The organism is Candidatus Poriferisocius sp. (genome assembly GCF_965202595.1).
Classification (GTDB): Bacteria; Actinomycetota; Acidimicrobiia; order Acidimicrobiales; family Bin134; genus Poriferisocius.
This window is the reverse complement of sequence record NZ_OZ241836.1, coordinates 1,773,970-1,790,311: the sequence shown is the minus strand read 5'-3', so window position 1 is coordinate 1,790,311 and position 16,342 is coordinate 1,773,970. Positions and strand designations below refer to the sequence as shown.

Sequence of the window (16,342 nt, the reverse complement as noted above, 5' to 3'; positions counted from 1 at the left end):
CCGGAGCACAACCTCGGAGCACGACCCTGCAACCGCGACCCCGGAGCACAACCGTGGAGCACGACCCTGCAACCGCGACCCCGGAGCACAACCGTGGAGGTGGCGAGGCCGCGAGCGATACTGTAGGGGTCATCCCAGCCAAGGAGGAAACATGGCAAGAATTCGGATTCCCGATGGCCCCGAGGAGGAGCTGCACCGCTTGTGGATGATGAACCCGGAGCTGACCGCACCGGCATCGGCGTTCAGCGCCGCGGTTTACAACCACAGCAAGCTCCCGGTTCGGTTGCGCGAGCTGCTGCGGATGAGGATCGCCCAGATCAACCATTGCGGGGTTTGACTGGACACCCGGGTTGCGTCGTTGGCGCAACATGATCTGAGCGAGGACGACTACCTCCACGTGGGCAATCGGGATGGCTACGGCGGTTACAGCCAGGCCGAGCGCGATGCCCTCGAGTACTGCGAGAGGTTCGCCACCGATCACATGTCCATCGACCAGGCCCTGATTGACCGGATGGTCGAGTACTTTGGTGACGAGGTTCTGGTGGATATGACCCTGTCCATCGGCTGCTGGATCGCCTTTGGCCGCCTCAACCAGGTTATGGACGTCTCGGTCTCCTGCCCGCTGCGCATGAAAAGCCCCGAGGAGGCCGCCCAGCAGGAGGATGCCTCCGGGGATGGCAAGGGCGATATCCTGGCGATGCGCTCGGCCCGATTCGTCTAAGCGGCTCCTTCGCTGGTGAACCCCGGTGGTTCAGCGGAATAGCCGGGCGAAGGTGCCCCCTTCGCTGGCGAACCCCGGCGGTTCAGCGGAATAGCCGGGCGAAAGCGCCCCCTTCTGTGGCGAACCCCGGCGGTTCAGCGGAATAGCCGGGCGAAGGTGCGCAGATCGGCGGCGAAAAGTTCCGGCTGCTCGAAGGGGGCGAAGTGGCCGCCCTTGGGTTGTAGCGACCAGTGGACGATGTTGTAGCGGCGCTCGGCCCATACCCGCGGGGTTTGCATGAGCTCCCGGGGGTAAACCGCGTGGCCGGTGGGAACGGTCACCTGGCCGGCCCACGGGTCCAGCGCTGAGGTGCCCTGGCGGGCCGACTCCAGGTAGAGCCGCCCCGATGATGCCGCGGTGCCGGTGATCCAGTAGAGCATGATGTTGTCCAGGAGCTGGTCCTTGGTGAAGACGCTCTCGAGTTGGCCGTCCTCGAGGTCGCACCAGTGCTGGTACTTCTCGATCAACCACGCGGCCAACCCGGTGGGGGAGTCGTTATGGGCCAGAGCCAGGGTTTGGGGCTTGGTGGACAGCATGGACATGTAGCCGGTGCCCCCGGTTATCACCTCCAGCGACCGGGCCATGGCCGCCTGCTCGGCCTCGGTCACCCCGCTCATCATTTGCTCCGGGTCGGCGGCCTCCTCCGGGGTTGGCTGGGCGAACAGCATGTTGAAGTGGACAGCGATGAGCCGGTTTCCGTGGGCCTCAGCCATCCGCCGGGCAACCAGGGCCCCCCAGTCGCCCCCCTGCACAATGTAACGATGGTACCCGAGCTGCTCCATGACCCCGGCTATGGCATCGGCACAGCGATGCATGTCCACCCCGGGGTTGGTGGTCGGTCCCGAGAAGCCGTAGCCGGGTAGCGAGGGAACCACCACGTGGAAGGCATCGGCCGGATCGCCACCATGAGCCGCCGGGTCGGTCAGCGGTCCGATCATCTCCCGGAACTCCACCACCGACCCCATGTAGCCGTGGATCAGCACCATCGGCAGGGCACCGGGCTCGGATGAGCGCACATGGTAGAAGTGGACCCTCTCCCCGGCCGTGGTGGTGGTGAACTGCGGGTAGGCGTTCAGGTATGCCTCCCGCTCCCGCCACTCGTAGCCACCGGCCCAGTAGCCGACCAGTTCCCGCAGGTAATCCACATCGGCACCGTCGGCCCAGCCCAACCGCACCCGGTCGGGCCAGCGGGTTGTCGACAGCCGCCGATGCAGATCGTCCAGGTCTGTTTGGGGGATGTCGATCTCGAACGGCTCGATGCTCATCCCCTTGAGCTTGTCACGCCGGTATCCTTCAGTCGAAGAGCCCCGCGATCCAGCCCCCTCGTCGCGCCGGCATCGTCTAGTCGAAGTGGTCGGCGCGGCGGACGACGAAGAACCAGGTGAGTACGCCCGAGAGCACAACGAGGATACCGGCCCACACCCCTGCTTCGGTCACGAAGGCCTCCTCGATGCTGTTGAACGCCTTGGTGGTCAGGGTGGGGAAGTCGAACGGGGCTATGAGCAGGGTAATGGGCAGCTCCTTCATCACCGACAGCATCACCAGCCCGCCCCCGGCCAGAAGACCCGAGGCCATGAGCTTCAGATCCAGCGTCCAGAACCGGCGGACCCAGCCCGCTCCCAGGGTGCGACACGCGTCGGTCAGGCGCGGCGGGACGGCCGAGACCGCCACCTGGGAGGTGCGCATGGCTTGGCCGCCGAAGCGGACCACGTAGGCGAACACCAGCAGCACCAGAGTGTTGCGGAGATGGTTCCCCATACCGGTTCTCAGCGTCCAGAACAGCAGGGCCAACCCGATCAGAATGCCGGGCAGGGCGAACGTCGAAACGATCACCGTGTTGGTCACCGTGCCGATCCAGGACCGGTGACGAGCCACCAGGTAGGCGGTGGGCAGCACCGCGGCCACCGCGGCCACCGCGGCCAGCACGCTGCCGTAGGCGGTGTTCCATGTCGGCGACCACATGTTGTTCCAGCCCACCAGCAGCTCGCGCTCGCCGGACATGTCCAGCCTGATGCCGTCGATGGCCCAGTCGGCCAAAGATGCCAGCGGACCCAGCAGGCTGAGTGCCACCGATGCGGCCAGAAACGCCACTGCCAGGGGTTTGGTGCGGCCCAGGCGGTATATCACCGGCTGCCCCGACCGGGCCGGGGCCGAGAAGTCGTATCGTCTGGTAGCCGCCCGCTCGGCCAGCACCACCACGGCCGCCAGCACCAGCAGGATCACGCTGAGGGCCAAGGATTCCCGCTGGTTGCTGAGCCGGGTGGTGTAGATGGCCCGGCTGAGGGTGTCGTAGCGCATGAGCTGCACCGCGCCGAAGTCGCTGATGGTGTAGAGGAACACCAGCAGGGTGCCGGCGCTGATGGCTCCCACTGTCTGGGGCAACACGACCCGCCGGATGATGGTGGGCGGGCTGTCGCCCAGCAGCCGGGCGGTCTCTTCGACCGAACCGGGTAGGCGGCGCAGCCGGGCGGCGACCGGGAGGTACACGTAGGGGTAGGTGAACAGGGTGAGGGTCAGCAGGGCCCCGACCAGGCCCCTCATCTCGACGTTCCAGGTGAGACCCACGTTGTCGAGCCAGTCGGCCAGCAGCCCTCCCGGGTTGATGGTGCGGATCATGGCCTCAGCACCGATGAAGGTGGGGAATACCAGCGGCAGCGGCAGCAGTGCCTGCCAGAGTCGCCTCAGGGGAACGTCGCAGCGGGTGGTGAGCCAGGCCAGAGCAGTGCCCAGCACCGCGGTGCATGCCGATACCAGCACCGCCAGCCGCAGCGTGCGCAGCAGCGGGCCCCGGGTGCGCTGGGAGAAAAGAACGTCCAGCGGGTCGCTGTGGAAGGTGAAGTTGCGCCACACCAGGTAACCGGCGGGGAAGGCGAACCCGATGGTCACCACGACGGCAACCGCCTTCGGCACCACCGTGGATCGGGTGGTCGGCGACAGCACGACCGGCAACTATACCCACCGGCATCACCCGGAATAAAGCTTGCCTTACATTCCTTGACCGGCTCCGGTAACCCTGATTTGGTTAGGCGGGGTCGGGGTCGAAAGCTGTGGCTAGCGGCGGCTTGTCAGTCGGGGTCGAAAGCGGCGGCGGCGGGGCCGGTGTAGGTGGGGGAGACCCGGTCACCGGGTGAGAAGCTCCTGGTGCCGTCGACCCGGGTGTGGAGGCGGGTGCCGCTGGGGCCGACCACGGTGACCATGGCATCGGCTCCCCGGTACTCGAAGTGCTCGACGGTGTGGTCGGCGGTACCGTCGCTTTCCCTCAGGTCCACTGCTTCGGGCCTCACCGCGATATTCACCGGGCCGTGGAAGGGGTCTATCAGGGGGATGGGTCCGAAGTCGGTCTCGGCGATGTTCCCGGCGGCCACCGCGGGGTACAGCGACACCGTGCCCACGAACTCCGCCACCCACGGGGTGGCCGGGTTGCGGTAGATCTCGGTGGGCGATCCGGTCTGCACGATACGGCCCGAGTTCATCACTGCCACCCGGTCTCCCAGAACCAGGGCCTCTTCCCGGTCGTGAGTCACGAATACAGCGGTCATCCCCGCGTTCCCCAGCAGTTCGCGCACCTCGGCACGCACCTCCCGCCGCAGCGTGGTGTCCAGATTGGAGAAGGGCTCGTCCAGCAGCAAAACAGTGGGTTCGGGGGCCAGCGCCCGGGCCAGCGCCACCCGCTGCTGCTGGCCACCGGAGAGGGTGTCGGGGGTGCGGCTCTGCATTCCCGCCAGGTTCACCAGGTCCAGCGTCCGGGCCACTTCCCCGCCTCGCCGGCGGCGGGGCACCCCGTAGCCCACGTTACCGGCCACATCCAGGTGGGGAAACAGTGCCCAGTCCTGGAACACCATGCCAACGTTGCGGTCCTCGGGCCGTACCCAGTTCTCGCCATCGTCCACCACGGTTCCGTTCAGGATTATCCTTCCCCGGTCAGCCCGCTCGAGTCCGGCGATGAGGCGCAGCAGGGTGGTCTTGCCGCACCCGCTCGGCCCCAGAAGCGACAGCACTTCCCCCGCGTTCAGCACCAGATCCAAGTCGGTCAGCACCGGGCCGCTGTCGAATGACTTGTACGCGTGCTCGACGCTAAGCATCGCGCTAAGCATCGGCGGGGTAATTCCGGCAGCGGGCATGGATGCCAAAGGCTATCCGGCTCCCTCTTCGCCGTCCTGGTCTGAATGGGTTGCGTTGCCGCCGGCAGCAGGCATGGATGCCAATCGCTATCTGCCGGTTGGCAACTCTGGATTATGATCTCCGGTGATGATGGTGCCCACCAACCACGGGTCCATTGAGGTTCGCATCAGCGGAGGCACCAGCGGGGAGGAGTCGCTGGTGGTCATGTTGCCCTCGCTGGGCCGGGGGGCGGCCGATTTCGACCGGCTGGCTGACGATGTGGCCCGGGCCGGCTACCGGGTGGCCTGCCCCGAGCCCCGGGGCTTGGGTGGTAGTGCGGGGGCCGAACGTGAGGAAACCTTGGCAGCGCTGGCCGGTGACGTTGCCGATGTGATTCGCGGTCTTGGTGGGGGTCCTGCTTATGTGGTCGGGCACGCTTACGGCAACCGGATCGCCCGGATGACCGCCACCATGCACTCCGAGCTGGTGGAAGGCCTGGTGCTTTTGGCCTGTGGCGGGTTCGTTCCCCCGACCGAGGAGGTGGCCGGCACCCTGCGGACGGTGTTCGACACCCGGCAGCCGCCCGAGGTTCGCCGGGACGCGGTGGCCAGGGCTTTCTTCGCCCCCGGCAACGATCCGACCCCGTGGGTCGGCGGTTGGCACGGGTCCCTGGCCCACCGCCAGGAGCGGGCCACCGTGTCCACACCGGTCTCCGATTGGTGGGCGGGAGGCAGCGCCCCCATGCTGGCGGTGCAGCCCGCCGACGACGTGCTGGCCGTGCCGGCCAACGCCGAGGCCCTGGTGGAGGCCGCCGGTGATCGGGTGGAGGTGGTATTCATCCCCAACGCCGGCCACGCCCTTTTGCCCGAACAGCCCGAAGCCGTGGCCGACGCAGTAATCGGCTGGCTGGATCGCCAGAGAGCCGGTGCCGCCGTGTGAGTTTCGTTTGAGCCTCGCGTGAGCCTCGTGTGAGCCTCGTCTGAGCCTCGCTTGAGCCTCTAGTTCCGGGGGATCTGGCTCCAGGGGATGCCCTTGTCCACCCGGGGTTCGCCGGGCAGTCCCAGCACCTGCTCGCCGAGGATGTTGCGCATGATCTCGCTGGTGCCGCCCTCGATGGAGTTGGCCCGGGCCCGCAGGAAGGCATGCGCCACCCCGTTCTCGGCTCCGGTCTCGGACACGTTCTCGGGTCGCCGGAAGGTGTAGTCGAAGCCCACCAATCCGGCCGGCCCCATCAGGTTTATGCACTCCTCGAACACTGCCTTGTTCAAATCGGAGTGTATGGCCTTGGAGACCGATCCCTCGGGACCGGGGTTGCCGGCCCGGCGATTCTGCGAGGCCCGCATGTTGGTGAGCCGCAGGGTCTCGGCCTGGCTCCAGAGTTGCATAACCCGGTCGCGGCGTGATGGCGTGCGTTGCTCATCGGGTAGCGCCGACCACACTCGCACCAACTCGGCGATGCTTCCCGATCCGCGTTTGGGAGAGCCGCCGGCACCGATCACCGTGCGCTCGTTCATCAGCGTGGTGAGAGCCACCCGCCAACCCTCGCCCTCGGCACCGATACGGTCGGCGTCGGGCACCCTCACGCCGGTGAGGTAAACCTCGTTGAACTCGGCCTCGCCGGTGATCTGGCGCAGCGGGCGCACCTCCACCCCCTCGGCGTGCATGTCCAGCGCGAAGTAGGTGAGGCCCTTGTGCTTGGGGGCCTCGGGGTTGCTGCGGGTCACCAGCATCCCCCGGTCGGCCCGGTGCGCCAGGGTGTTCCAAACCTTTTGGCCGTCCACCGTCCAAACCTCGCCGTCGAGCACCGCCCGAGCGGCCAAGCCGGCAAAGTCGCTACCCGCTCCCGGTTCGGAAAATAGCTGGCACCAACGCTCCTGGCCGGTGAACATCGGGCGCAGGAAGCGACGCTTCTGCTCGTCGGTACCGTGGGTGACAATGGTGGGACCGGCCAGGGTGAAAAAAAAGATGCCCGGATCGGCACCCCCGGCCCCGGCATCCCGCAGGCGGCGCTCAACGTGGCGTTGCAGGCGCGGGGCCAGCCCCAGCCCCCCGAAGCCCACCGGAAAATGTACCCAGGCCAGCCCGGCATCGTACTGGTAGCCCCGGAACTCCACAACCGGCACCGTGGCCGGATCATGCTCCGCCAGCAGGGTGTCGATGGCTTCATCCAATTCCCGGGGTACGCTGTCAGTGCTCACAAGCCCAATCTACCCAAGCTGGTTCCGGCGATTTGAGTTACGTAGACTTCCCCGCGCAGCTGCCGGTGGATTTCCTCGGCTGGAGCGGCCTCAAAGAAGAGTGCAAGTGCCTCGGCGAGGTTGTCACGTGCTTCGGCCACGGTTCTGCCTTGGCTTGCGACATCAATTTCCGGGCACAGGGCCACATAGCCATCACCCTCGCGTTCGACAATCGCGGTCAACCGTGTGTTCATCACGCTCCTCCCCGTTCGGTAACCGTCCAGTGGTGCACTGAATGCTATCACCCGGCGGTGCTCACCGTGGAGGGGGTGGGATGAGCTGGCTATGGGCTGGTGGCTCACCTGCTGCCTCTGAGTGAGCATAGATTGAATTGAGCATAGATTGAATACAGACCAATACAATTGACTAAGATTTGATGAACCATGATAAGCGTAGTTGCTCTGGGAGCTGTATGTGAGCTGAAGCAAAGTACTGGTTGGGATAGCAGGTTAACTGGGGTGGATGAAGAACTAGACACCTCCAATGCTAAGCCTGATGTATTTCGCCCTGCTACTCCAACACAACATAAAATAAAGACCGGTAGGCACAAGCCAATGGTGCTGATTTTCAGCTTGGAAGAGTTTCCCGATTTGAGCGATGGTAGGCGGATCACACTGAAGGCAGACCGTGGATTCAGTGAGGGGCCATGGCGTTTGGCAGTAAAAGTCGGCAAATGGCGTACTTTGTCTTTGCCACTGGCTAGGTCACCACGGGTGATGTGGTGGTTCACTTCTCGGGCCAAGTTGGCACGAGAAGTAATAGCTGTCCTGGAACCTGACGACGAATTAGAGCATTTTGACTGGATCGTCAACCGGCTGAGCTATCTAGGAATAGAGGTTGACAGAGCATCAATAACAACTGCTCCATTTAGAGTAGAGTTTGGCCCTACCGTGCTGTCAAAACTTAGGAAGTGATGGCTGGAATGCAATCATCACTGAGTTTTTCAGATGGGAGTAGCCTGGCGCTTGGACTACCACTGCCGGTATCATCGCACAGGTGCGCTGGTCCATTGCTGATTACCCCTTTGACCTGGACGATCTCCCGCCGGGTGATGATGACAGGGTCGCGCCGCTATCGGGGGGGGGGGGGCGTGGCCGGTGCTGACGACTACAACGATACCTCACGCAGCGCCACAAGGGCTTGAGTGGTTGCATGCCGTATGATGTAAACCAGACTCCGGAACAAGTTGCCCGCGACCGAATCGACGATCGGCTCCGGGCGGCGGGCTGGCATGTGCAGAACAAGGATGCCATTGACTTCAGGGCGGGTCCTGGCATTGCTGCGCGGGGATACCAAACCAGCATCGGACCGTCCGACTATGTGCTCTTCTCCGACGGGAGGCCCGTAGGCATCATTGAGGCCAAGCCGGACAGTTGGGGGGCCAGGCTCACCACAGTAGAAGAGCAATCGGAAGGCTATGCCAATGCTGAGCTCAAGTGGATTCCTGATTCCGACCTCCAACCCTTTCTCTACGAGAGCACCGGGCAGATCACACGGTTCACGAATGGACGCGACCCCAAGCCACGCTCCCGGGAGGTTTTCACCTTCCATCGTCCGGAAACCCTGAACGGTTGGGCGAATGCCCAGCGGTCCTTGCGGGCAGGAATTGCGGCGCTTCCGCCTCTGAACCCCGCTGGTTTGCGCGAATGCCAGGAAAACGCGATCACCAATCTTGAAATTTCCTTGAAGGCCGACAAGCCGCGTGCGCTTGTCCAGATGGCGACTGGTGCCGGCAAGACCTTCACCGCGATCACCCAGGTCTACCGCCTGCTGAAGTACGCTGATGCCCGCCGCGTGCTGTTTCTCGTCGATACTCGGAACCTGGGCGAGCAGGCCGAACAGGAGTTCTTGGCCTTCATCCCCAATGATGGCAACCGCAAGTTCACCGAGCTTTACAACGTTCAGCGCCTCACCTCACCGTCCATCGCCAAAGACAGCCAGGTCGTCATCTCCACCATCCAGCGCATGTACGCGACCCTGAAGGGCGAGGAGTTGGCCGAAGGGGTCGACGAGGAGAACCCGGCGGAGCAGAGATGGCAACGAAACGAACCGCTTCCGGTCGTCTACAACTCCGACCTGCCACCGGAGAGTTTCGATGTGGTTGTCATTGATGAGTGTCATCGTTCGATTTACAACCTCTGGAGGCAGGTGCTCGAGTATTTCGATGCCTACATGATCGGGCTCACTGCCACGCCTGACAACCGCACCTACGGGTTCTTCCAGAAGAACGTGGTCAGCGAGTACCGCCACGAGCAGGCAGTGGCCGACAAAGTCAACGTCGGCAACGAGGTCTACTTCATCGAAACGGAGATCACCCAGAGCGGAGACACCCTGAGACCTGAGCAGCTTGTGGAGAAGCGCGAGCGGCAGACCCGTGCCCGTCGCTGGGAGGTGCAGGACGAAAAAGAGGACTACACGGCCTCCCAACTCGACCGGTCGGTGGTGAACCCCGACCAGATACGGACCGTAATGCGCACCTTTTGTGACCATTGGCCGAAGATATTTCCTGGACGCAATGAGCTACCCAAGACTCTGATTTTCGCCAAGACCGACAGCCACGCCGACGACATCATCCAGACTGTCCGGCAGGAATTCGGCGAGGGTAACGATTTTTGCCGCAAAATCACCAACGGTGCCCACAACCCAAAATCATCCCTGGCGGCGTTTCGCAACGACTACTACTCGCGTATTGCTGTCACAGTGGACATGATCGCCACGGGCACCGACGTGAAGCCGCTCGAGTGCCTGCTGTTCATGCGCGATGTGAGATCACGTAACTATTTCGAGCAGATGAAGGGTCGGGGTACCCGTGTTCTCACACCGGATGAGTTGCAAAGGGTTACGCCGTCGGCCCGAGCCAAGACTCATTATGTGATCGTCGATGCCGTAGGTGTCACCAAGTCGTTGAAGACTGCGAGCCAGCCGCTCGACTCCAAGCCTTCAATCCCGCTCAAGGATCTTGCCATGTGCCTGATGATGGGCGACCGCTCGGAAGAGACCGTGAGCTCGCTCGCCGCGCGGCTATCGCGCCTCGACAACACACTCGAACCCCACGATCAGGCAAAGGTCAAGCAAGTCGCCGGAAAGCCTCTCACCACCATTGTCCGCGATCTTGTTGACGCCATCGACCCGGACAAGGTTGAGGCCGATGCCAAGGCCGCTGGCCATGCCGAACCCGACGATGCTGCCATGCAGGTTGCACGGGAGGAACGCATCAAGCAGGCGGCCACCATCTTCACCGGGCCGCTCATCAATCTCTTGGACACGATCCGTCGCGACAAGGAACAGACCATCGATCATGAAAATCTCGACGAGCTCTTGAGAGCCGGCTGGGAAGGCGACATAGCCGAGAACGCTCAGGCGACCGCAAGGGAGTTCGAGGTGTATCTGGCGGAGCATCGAGACGAGATAGAGGCGCTGACCATCTTCTTCTCACAGCCCGCTCGCCGCTCAGAGGTGAGCCATGCCATGGTCAAGGCTGTGCTGGCCAAGCTCAGAGAAGGCTCCCCGCGCCTTGCCCCTCTGAATGTCTGGCGTGCCTACGCCCATCTCGACGACTACAAGGGCACCCATCCGGTCAGCGAACTCACGGCCCTGGTCTCTCTGATACGGCGTGTTTGTGGCCTGGACGAAGTACTGACACCCCATTCCGGTAGAGTGCGGCGTAATTTCCAGGAGTGGATACTCAAGCGCCACGCCGGGGCAGGTGAAAAATTTTCCGAGGAGCAGATAGACTGGCTGCACATGATCCGTGACCACCTTGTGACTTCGTTCACCATAGAGCGCGACGACCTGGAACTAGCGCCCTTCGAAGCACAAGGCGGCCTCGGGCGGATGTATACCCTATTTGGTGACAGGATGGATGATATAATGGCTGAAATGAACAAGGCACTGGCAGCGTGACGGATTTGCCTACAGGTTGGGTACAGGCGAAACTTGCTGAAGTTTGTGATATAGAGATGGGCCAAGCCCCACCATCAAGCACCTATAATATTAGCAGCTCTGGGCTTCCATTCCTTCAAGGGAAGAGCGATTTTGGCAATCTATATCCGACACCAAAAAAATTTTGTGCTATTCCACAAAAGATTGCAAAGTCTGGAGCTGTTCTGTTGTCTGTACAGGCACCTGTAGGGCCAACTAACATTGCATGTCAAGATTATTGTATTGGTAGAGGCTTAGCGGCTATTACTTCCCTTGGGTGTATATCCAATCGGTTTATCATGTGGGCACTTCGGTCGTATGAGCCAACATTAGCAAAACTTGCTACTGGGTCGACCTTTTCTGCAATCACAAAAACTCAGGTACTTTCAATACCTATTAAATTACCTACCATCAATGAACAACAACGTATCCTCCAGATTATTGACTCTCATTTTGAGGCAGCAGAAAAACTGAATGCTGAGATAGATGCTGCCCTAGTTCACGCCGAGAAACTTCGCCAATCCATCCTGAAGAAAGCCTTTGCCGGCCAACTTATCTCCCAAGATCCAAATGACGAACCTGCCGCTGTCCTACTTGCTCGAATACAAGCTGAGCGTCCTTCAGATGGCAATAAATCACACAAACAGAAAAGGTCCATATGAACACATTTGACAGCACTAAATTTCCCCTAACACAAATACTAGCTGATATTACAGCCGGAAAGATTCAGCTTCCAGATTTTCAGCGCGGTTGGGTGTGGGATGACGAACATGTAAAGTCATTACTGGTCAGCATTGCCCGGTCATTTCCAGTCGGTGCAGTGATGATACTTGAAGTGGGTGGTGATATCCGCTTTCAGGCACGACCTATTGAAAACGTAGACTTTTTTGGGAACCCTCCAGAACCAGAGCGCCTTATTTTGGATGGTCAACAAAGGCTTACATCACTAACACAGGTGCTTTCTGTGGAAAAGCCTGTTCATACCTTTGATCACAAGGGCGCTAAAATTAGCCGACATTACTATATAGATATTGCGATGGCCTTGGAAGAAGGAAAACTGGAAGAGGCTTTTATTTCAGTTCCAGAAGATCACAAAGTTAAAACCAATTTCAATCGAGATATTGTTTTGGACCTCTCTACACGTGAATTGGAACTAGAAAACTTTTATTTTCCCTGTTCGCAAGTACTTGATTCAGATGAGTGGGAACAGGCGCTGCACGCTCAGGCTCCCGAAAGATTTGCAGACTATATGAGGTTTCGCAAAGAAATCCTGGATAAGTTCAGGAACTATCAACTGCCAGTGATTACTTTGGGAAAAACGACTACGAAAGAGGCCGTGTGCCTTGTCTTCGAAAAAGTTAACACTGGTGGTGTGCCACTTTCCGTATTTGAACTGGTCACGGCAACTTTTGCCGCTGAAGGCTTCAATCTTCGCGATCATTGGTTTGGCAGCGAGTTGAAAGAAGTTGAAGGAATTTCCGAACGTTTTGCTAGAATACCTGTACTGGCCAGTGTAGAGCCCACGGATTTTTTACAGGCGGTGTCTATTCTCGAAACATATCAACATCGGCAAGCAGACATCTCTGCGGGCAAGAAGGGAAAGATGGTTTCCGCAGTCAGTGCTAAGCGTGCTGCCATACTATCACTGGATCTAGATGCGTATAGAAGGTGGGCAAAACTTGTTGAGGAAGGCTTCAACTTGGCATCTCAATTTATGCATAAACAACGCTTTTTTGCCTCTCGTGAGCTCCCCTATCAAACACAACTTGTCCCTTTGGCTGCTGTGCTTTCACAACTTCAAGACCGTTGGCGGGAACCGCGTATCTATGACCGTCTATCTCAATGGTTCTGGTGCGGTGTACTTGGCGAGTTGTATGGCCAATCTGTTGAGACACGCATTGCCAATGACTTTGAAGACCTTATGCATTGGTTTGAGTTGGATTTGGCTGGTTTCAAGCAGGAAACATCGAATTGGAGGCCCCGTACAATTTCCGAAGCAACTTTTCGAGAGAGCCGCCTGGATACCTTGAGATCTCGTGTCAGTGCCGCATATAAGGCCTTGAATGTCCTGGTCCTACGGGAGGGTGCAGAAGATTTCTTTTGGAAAGAGACGATTGAGGCACTTAACTATGAAGAAATGGGGGGCTTATATATGTGACTAGCCAAACTACTGTTGACCTGGGGAATTGGGCCACAGAGAAAGTGTCGCTTGTGTTGGTATAATAGTAAATATGGAGAATAATAAATCCTCGGGTAAAGGGCCGGGACGGTCGGGCAGGAAAGGCATTTCCTTGCCTCAATTTTTTCGACTCTTTCCCGACGATCAAAGTGCAGAAGCTTTTATAGAAGCGGCGCGGTGGCCGAACGGTGTGGCCTGTCCACGATGCCAAAGTGAACGGATCAGTCGTATAAGAACCCGCCAGCCGATGCCCTTTCGGTGTAAGGACTGCCGTAAGCATTTCTCAGTGAAGACCGGCACGGTGATGGCCGACTCAAAGCTCTCCTGCCAGACATGGTTGTTAGCCGTGTATTTGTTCAACACCGGGTTGAAAGGTGTGTCTAGTATGAAGTTGCATCGTGATCTTGGGGTGACGCAGAAAACGGCGTGGCATTTGGCGCACCGGATTCGTGAGGGGATGAAGGTTGACGATTTCCTGTTTGTCGGCCCGGTGGAGGCCGATGAGACCTATGTGGGCGGGCTGGAGCGCAACAAGCACCAGCACAAACGGATGAAAGCAGCAGGCGGCCCATCGGGGAAGGCTATCGTCGCCGGTGTGAGGGAGCGGACAACGGGTCGGGTTGCTGCCGGTGTGGTGGCTGACACCAAAGCTGCTACCTTGACCGCCGTGGTCACCGACCACACTGAGAGGGAGTCTGTGGTGTTCACCGACGAGGCCCCCGGCTACCTGCCGTTGAACAGGGCCGGGTACAAGCACCACGCCGTTACGCATTCGACAGGTCGCTGGGTTGATGGGATGGCCCACACGAATGGGCTGGAATCCTTTTGGGCGTTGCTCAAGCGCGGCTATCAGGGCACCTACCACCACATATCGCCTGAACATCTCCACCGCTACATCGCTGAGTTCCAGCACAGGCACAACGAGCGTCCCAAGAACACGATTCAGCAAATGGCGGATGCGTTCTCCATGATGGAGGACAAACTACTAACCTATGACCGTCTAACCGCCGAGGGGGTCCAAGCGAATGCAGCCTGACTATCCCACAGAGGAAGAACTAGCGGATACGCTCCGAGCCGTGCTCATCATGCCACCCGACGCTGTGGACACAACCGATTTGGAGGATAGCGTCTAATGCGGAAATTATATACAAAGCTAACCACATCTGTTTTGACCAGGGCTTTTCTCTCTAACCAGTCAAAAAAATCCCAGGCCAGATGTAGTTTGGCTAGTCACATATATAAGCCCCAGAAATGGCTCTTGACATCCACCATATCTTTCCCCGAGCGTGGTGTCAAGAAAATGGTATCGAGCGATCAGAGTACGACTCCATCATCAATCGGACACCAATTTCTTCGAGGGCAAACAAAATGATCGGCCGCAAGGCTCCATCTGAATATCTGATTGCCTTACAATCTCACAACCAGGTTGGTCTTACTGATGAGGAAATGAACCGTATCCTTTCCACCCATAGGATTCCTTTTGCCCCTCTTAGATCTGATGACTTTCGGACATTCTATTCTCATCGCAAGAGAGCATTGATCGAATTGATAGAGATAGCTACTAAAATATCCGTACATCGAGACCAGTCTGATGAAGCTGAAACGATTGGAATGGCAGAATGAGCACAGCTCCGATTGTTTCTAAAGTATGGAGTTTTTGTACCACGCTGCGTGATGATGGTGTCGGGTATGGTGATTATCTAGAGCAGTTGACCTATCTGATTTTTTTGAAGATGGCCGACGAATATGCCGGCCCACCCTATAGCCGTGATGTTGGCGTTCCTGATGCTTACAACTGGACGAGCCTGACCATCCGTCGCGGTGCAGATCTCGAAGAACACTATGTTACCCTTTTGCGAAAGCTCGGTGAGCAGAGGGGCATGCTGGGTCAGATATTCGCCAAGGCTCAGAACAAGATCACCGATCCAGCCAAGCTCTATCGCTTGATCGATATGGTGGATGGCACCGATTGGGTGCAGACCGGGGCGGATGTGAAGGGCGACATCTACGAAGGTCTGCTGGAGCGGAATGCCGAGGACACCAAGTCCGGTGCGGGCCAGTACTTCACGCCTCGCGCCCTTATCCGCGCGATGGTGGCGTGTGTGCGTCCGGAACCGGGCAAGACCATCGCTGACCCGGCTTGCGGCACAGGCGGATTCTTCCTCGCCGCCCATGACTTTTTGACCGACCCGCAGAATTGGGCGCTCGACAGGGATCAGAAGGAGTTCCTGAAGCACGACACCTTCCATGGCAACGAGATCGTGGCGGGTACACGTAGGCTCTGCCTGATGAACTTGTTACTGCATGGGATCGGGGAGATGACTGGCGAGACGCGAATTTCACCTGCTGACGCGCTGATCTCCCCGCCTTCGGAGACATACGACTACGTCCTCGCCAACCCTCCTTTTGGCAAGAAGAGCTCGATGAGCTTCACCAACGCCGCCGGTGAGCAGCAGATCGAAGACCTTACCTACAACCGGCAGGACTTTTGGGCTACAACATCCAACAAGCAGTTGAACTTCGTCCAGCACATTCGGACCATGCTGAAAACGACCGGCCGAGCGGCTGTTGTCGTGCCCGACAACGTGCTTTTCGAAGGTGGGGCCGGCGAGACGATCCGGCGAAGACTGCTTCACGCCACCGACTTGCACACGATCCTGCGGCTGCCTACGGGGATCTTCTATGCCCACGGAGTGAAGGCAAACGTAATCTTCTTCGACAACCGTCCCGCCAGCGCTGATCCACAGACCTCGAAGGTCTGGTACTACGACTACCGCACCAACGTGCATCACACCCTCAAGCAGAAGCCGCTGACCTATGCGCATCTCGAGGACTTCGTTGCCTGCTACAAACCTGAGGACCGGCACCCGCGAGAGGAAACCTGGAGCGAGGAGTCCCCGGACGGCAGATGGCGGGCCTATACGCGCGAAGAACTTCTTCAACGCGACAAGGCGAGCCTCGATGTGTTCTGGCTCAAGGATGCCTCCATGACTGATCTCGATACCCTGCCGGAGCCGGAAGTGCTTATGGAAGAGATTGTGGAGAACCTGCGCTCAGCGCTGAGCAGCTTTGAAGCAGTGAGTAAAATTTGACATTGCGCAAAGTGCCAGTTGAAGCGGGACGGATTGTTTACCAATTAGGCGA

At 59.4% G+C, this 16,342-nt stretch carries 14 protein-coding genes and 2 pseudogenes; 11 read left to right on the top strand and 5 right to left on the bottom strand.

The features are described from left to right. The first annotated feature begins 151 nt into the window (after positions 1–151). The gene (locus ACOGXC_RS08220; protein ID WP_419917715.1) at positions 152–337 is read left to right on the top strand and encodes a carboxymuconolactone decarboxylase family protein; all 186 of its coding nucleotides are present in this window, start codon (positions 152–154) and stop codon (positions 335–337) included. Positions 338–358: 21 nt separating this feature from the next. After that, positions 359–721 (top strand): hypothetical protein, encoded by a 363-nt coding sequence (locus ACOGXC_RS08215; RefSeq protein ID WP_419917714.1) that lies wholly within the window; start codon positions 359–361, stop codon positions 719–721. Positions 722–855: 134 nt separating this feature from the next. Here the strand turns inward: ACOGXC_RS08215 and ACOGXC_RS08210 are convergent, their stop codons facing one another. From ACOGXC_RS08210 to ACOGXC_RS08200, 3 genes are all read right to left on the bottom strand, one after another. Next, complete coding sequence (locus ACOGXC_RS08210) at positions 856–2,025, bottom strand: epoxide hydrolase family protein (protein WP_419917713.1); 1,170 nt, start codon at positions 2,023–2,025, stop codon at positions 856–858. A gap of 76 nt (positions 2,026–2,101) precedes the next feature. After that, the gene (locus tag ACOGXC_RS08205) at positions 2,102–3,700 is read right to left on the bottom strand and encodes an ABC transporter permease (RefSeq protein WP_419917712.1); all 1,599 of its coding nucleotides are present in this window, start codon (positions 3,698–3,700) and stop codon (positions 2,102–2,104) included. 125 nt (positions 3,701–3,825) lie between these two features. Beyond that, positions 3,826–4,881, bottom strand: a complete 1,056-nt coding sequence (locus tag ACOGXC_RS08200) for an ABC transporter ATP-binding protein (RefSeq protein WP_419917711.1) — start codon at positions 4,879–4,881, stop codon at positions 3,826–3,828. A 127-nt stretch (positions 4,882–5,008) separates the two neighbouring features. Between ACOGXC_RS08200 and ACOGXC_RS08195 the strand changes: the two genes are divergently transcribed. Further along, positions 5,009–5,800, top strand: coding sequence for an alpha/beta fold hydrolase (locus ACOGXC_RS08195; RefSeq protein ID WP_419917710.1), 792 nt, complete (start codon positions 5,009–5,011; stop codon positions 5,798–5,800). A 59-nt stretch (positions 5,801–5,859) separates the two neighbouring features. On the opposite strand, the gene ACOGXC_RS08190 is transcribed toward ACOGXC_RS08195, so the two are convergent. Then, the gene (locus ACOGXC_RS08190) at positions 5,860–7,059 is read right to left on the bottom strand and encodes an acyl-CoA dehydrogenase family protein (RefSeq protein WP_419917709.1); all 1,200 of its coding nucleotides are present in this window, start codon (positions 7,057–7,059) and stop codon (positions 5,860–5,862) included. Then, positions 7,056–7,292: a type II toxin-antitoxin system HicB family antitoxin gene (locus ACOGXC_RS08185; RefSeq protein WP_419917708.1), complete on the bottom strand. Its 237-nt coding sequence runs from the start codon at positions 7,290–7,292 to the stop codon at positions 7,056–7,058. Before ACOGXC_RS08185 ends, ACOGXC_RS08190 begins: the two co-directional genes overlap by 4 nt. 189 nt (positions 7,293–7,481) lie before the next feature. On the opposite strand from ACOGXC_RS08185, the gene ACOGXC_RS08180 reads away from it, so the two are divergent. From ACOGXC_RS08180 to ACOGXC_RS08145, 8 genes and pseudogenes are all read left to right on the top strand, one after another. Beyond that, positions 7,482–8,012 (top strand): hypothetical protein, encoded by a 531-nt coding sequence (locus tag ACOGXC_RS08180; RefSeq protein ID WP_419917707.1) that lies wholly within the window; start codon positions 7,482–7,484, stop codon positions 8,010–8,012. Positions 8,013–8,250: 238 nt separating this feature from the next. Beyond that, positions 8,251–11,001: a DEAD/DEAH box helicase family protein gene (locus tag ACOGXC_RS08175; protein ID WP_419917706.1), complete on the top strand. Its 2,751-nt coding sequence runs from the start codon at positions 8,251–8,253 to the stop codon at positions 10,999–11,001. Continuing rightward, complete coding sequence (locus tag ACOGXC_RS08170) at positions 10,998–11,681, top strand: restriction endonuclease subunit S (RefSeq protein ID WP_419917705.1); 684 nt, start codon at positions 10,998–11,000, stop codon at positions 11,679–11,681. The genes ACOGXC_RS08175 and ACOGXC_RS08170 overlap by 4 nt, the downstream gene beginning before the upstream one ends. After that, positions 11,678–13,159, top strand: a pseudogene (locus tag ACOGXC_RS08165) (GmrSD restriction endonuclease domain-containing protein); the annotation flags it as partial. The gene ACOGXC_RS08170 and the pseudogene ACOGXC_RS08165, both read left to right, overlap by 4 nt. 91 nt (positions 13,160–13,250) lie before the next feature. Further along, positions 13,251–13,466 (top strand): annotated as a pseudogene (locus ACOGXC_RS08160) (transposase); the annotation flags it as partial. A gap of 18 nt (positions 13,467–13,484) precedes the next feature. Further along, positions 13,485–14,234 (top strand): IS1595 family transposase, encoded by a 750-nt coding sequence (locus ACOGXC_RS08155; protein ID WP_419919999.1) that lies wholly within the window; start codon positions 13,485–13,487, stop codon positions 14,232–14,234. Positions 14,235–14,449: 215 nt separating this feature from the next. Next, on the top strand, positions 14,450–14,821 hold the full coding sequence (locus tag ACOGXC_RS08150) for a hypothetical protein (protein ID WP_419917704.1): 372 nt from the start codon (positions 14,450–14,452) through the stop codon (positions 14,819–14,821). After that, complete coding sequence (locus ACOGXC_RS08145) at positions 14,818–16,290, top strand: N-6 DNA methylase (protein ID WP_419917703.1); 1,473 nt, start codon at positions 14,818–14,820, stop codon at positions 16,288–16,290. The genes ACOGXC_RS08150 and ACOGXC_RS08145 overlap by 4 nt, the downstream gene beginning before the upstream one ends. The last annotated feature ends 52 nt before the right edge of the window (positions 16,291–16,342 follow it).

Coding starts and splice junctions, on each gene's coding strand:
- ACOGXC_RS08220 (WP_419917715.1), top strand. CDS start 152: ATGGCAAGAATTCGGATTCCCGATGGCCCCGAGGAGGAGCTGCACCGC.
- ACOGXC_RS08210 (WP_419917713.1), bottom strand. CDS start 2,025: ATGAGCATCGAGCCGTTCGAGATCGACATCCCCCAAACAGACCTGGAC.
- ACOGXC_RS08200 (WP_419917711.1), bottom strand. CDS start 4,881: ATGCCCGCTGCCGGAATTACCCCGCCGATGCTTAGCGCGATGCTTAGC.
- ACOGXC_RS08195 (WP_419917710.1), top strand. CDS start 5,009: ATGATGGTGCCCACCAACCACGGGTCCATTGAGGTTCGCATCAGCGGA.
- ACOGXC_RS08185 (WP_419917708.1), bottom strand. CDS start 7,292: ATGAACACACGGTTGACCGCGATTGTCGAACGCGAGGGTGATGGCTAT.
- ACOGXC_RS08180 (WP_419917707.1), top strand. CDS start 7,482: ATGATAAGCGTAGTTGCTCTGGGAGCTGTATGTGAGCTGAAGCAAAGT.
- ACOGXC_RS08175 (WP_419917706.1), top strand. CDS start 8,251: ATGCCGTATGATGTAAACCAGACTCCGGAACAAGTTGCCCGCGACCGA.
- ACOGXC_RS08150 (WP_419917704.1), top strand. CDS start 14,450: ATGGCTCTTGACATCCACCATATCTTTCCCCGAGCGTGGTGTCAAGAA.
- ACOGXC_RS08145 (WP_419917703.1), top strand. CDS start 14,818: ATGAGCACAGCTCCGATTGTTTCTAAAGTATGGAGTTTTTGTACCACG.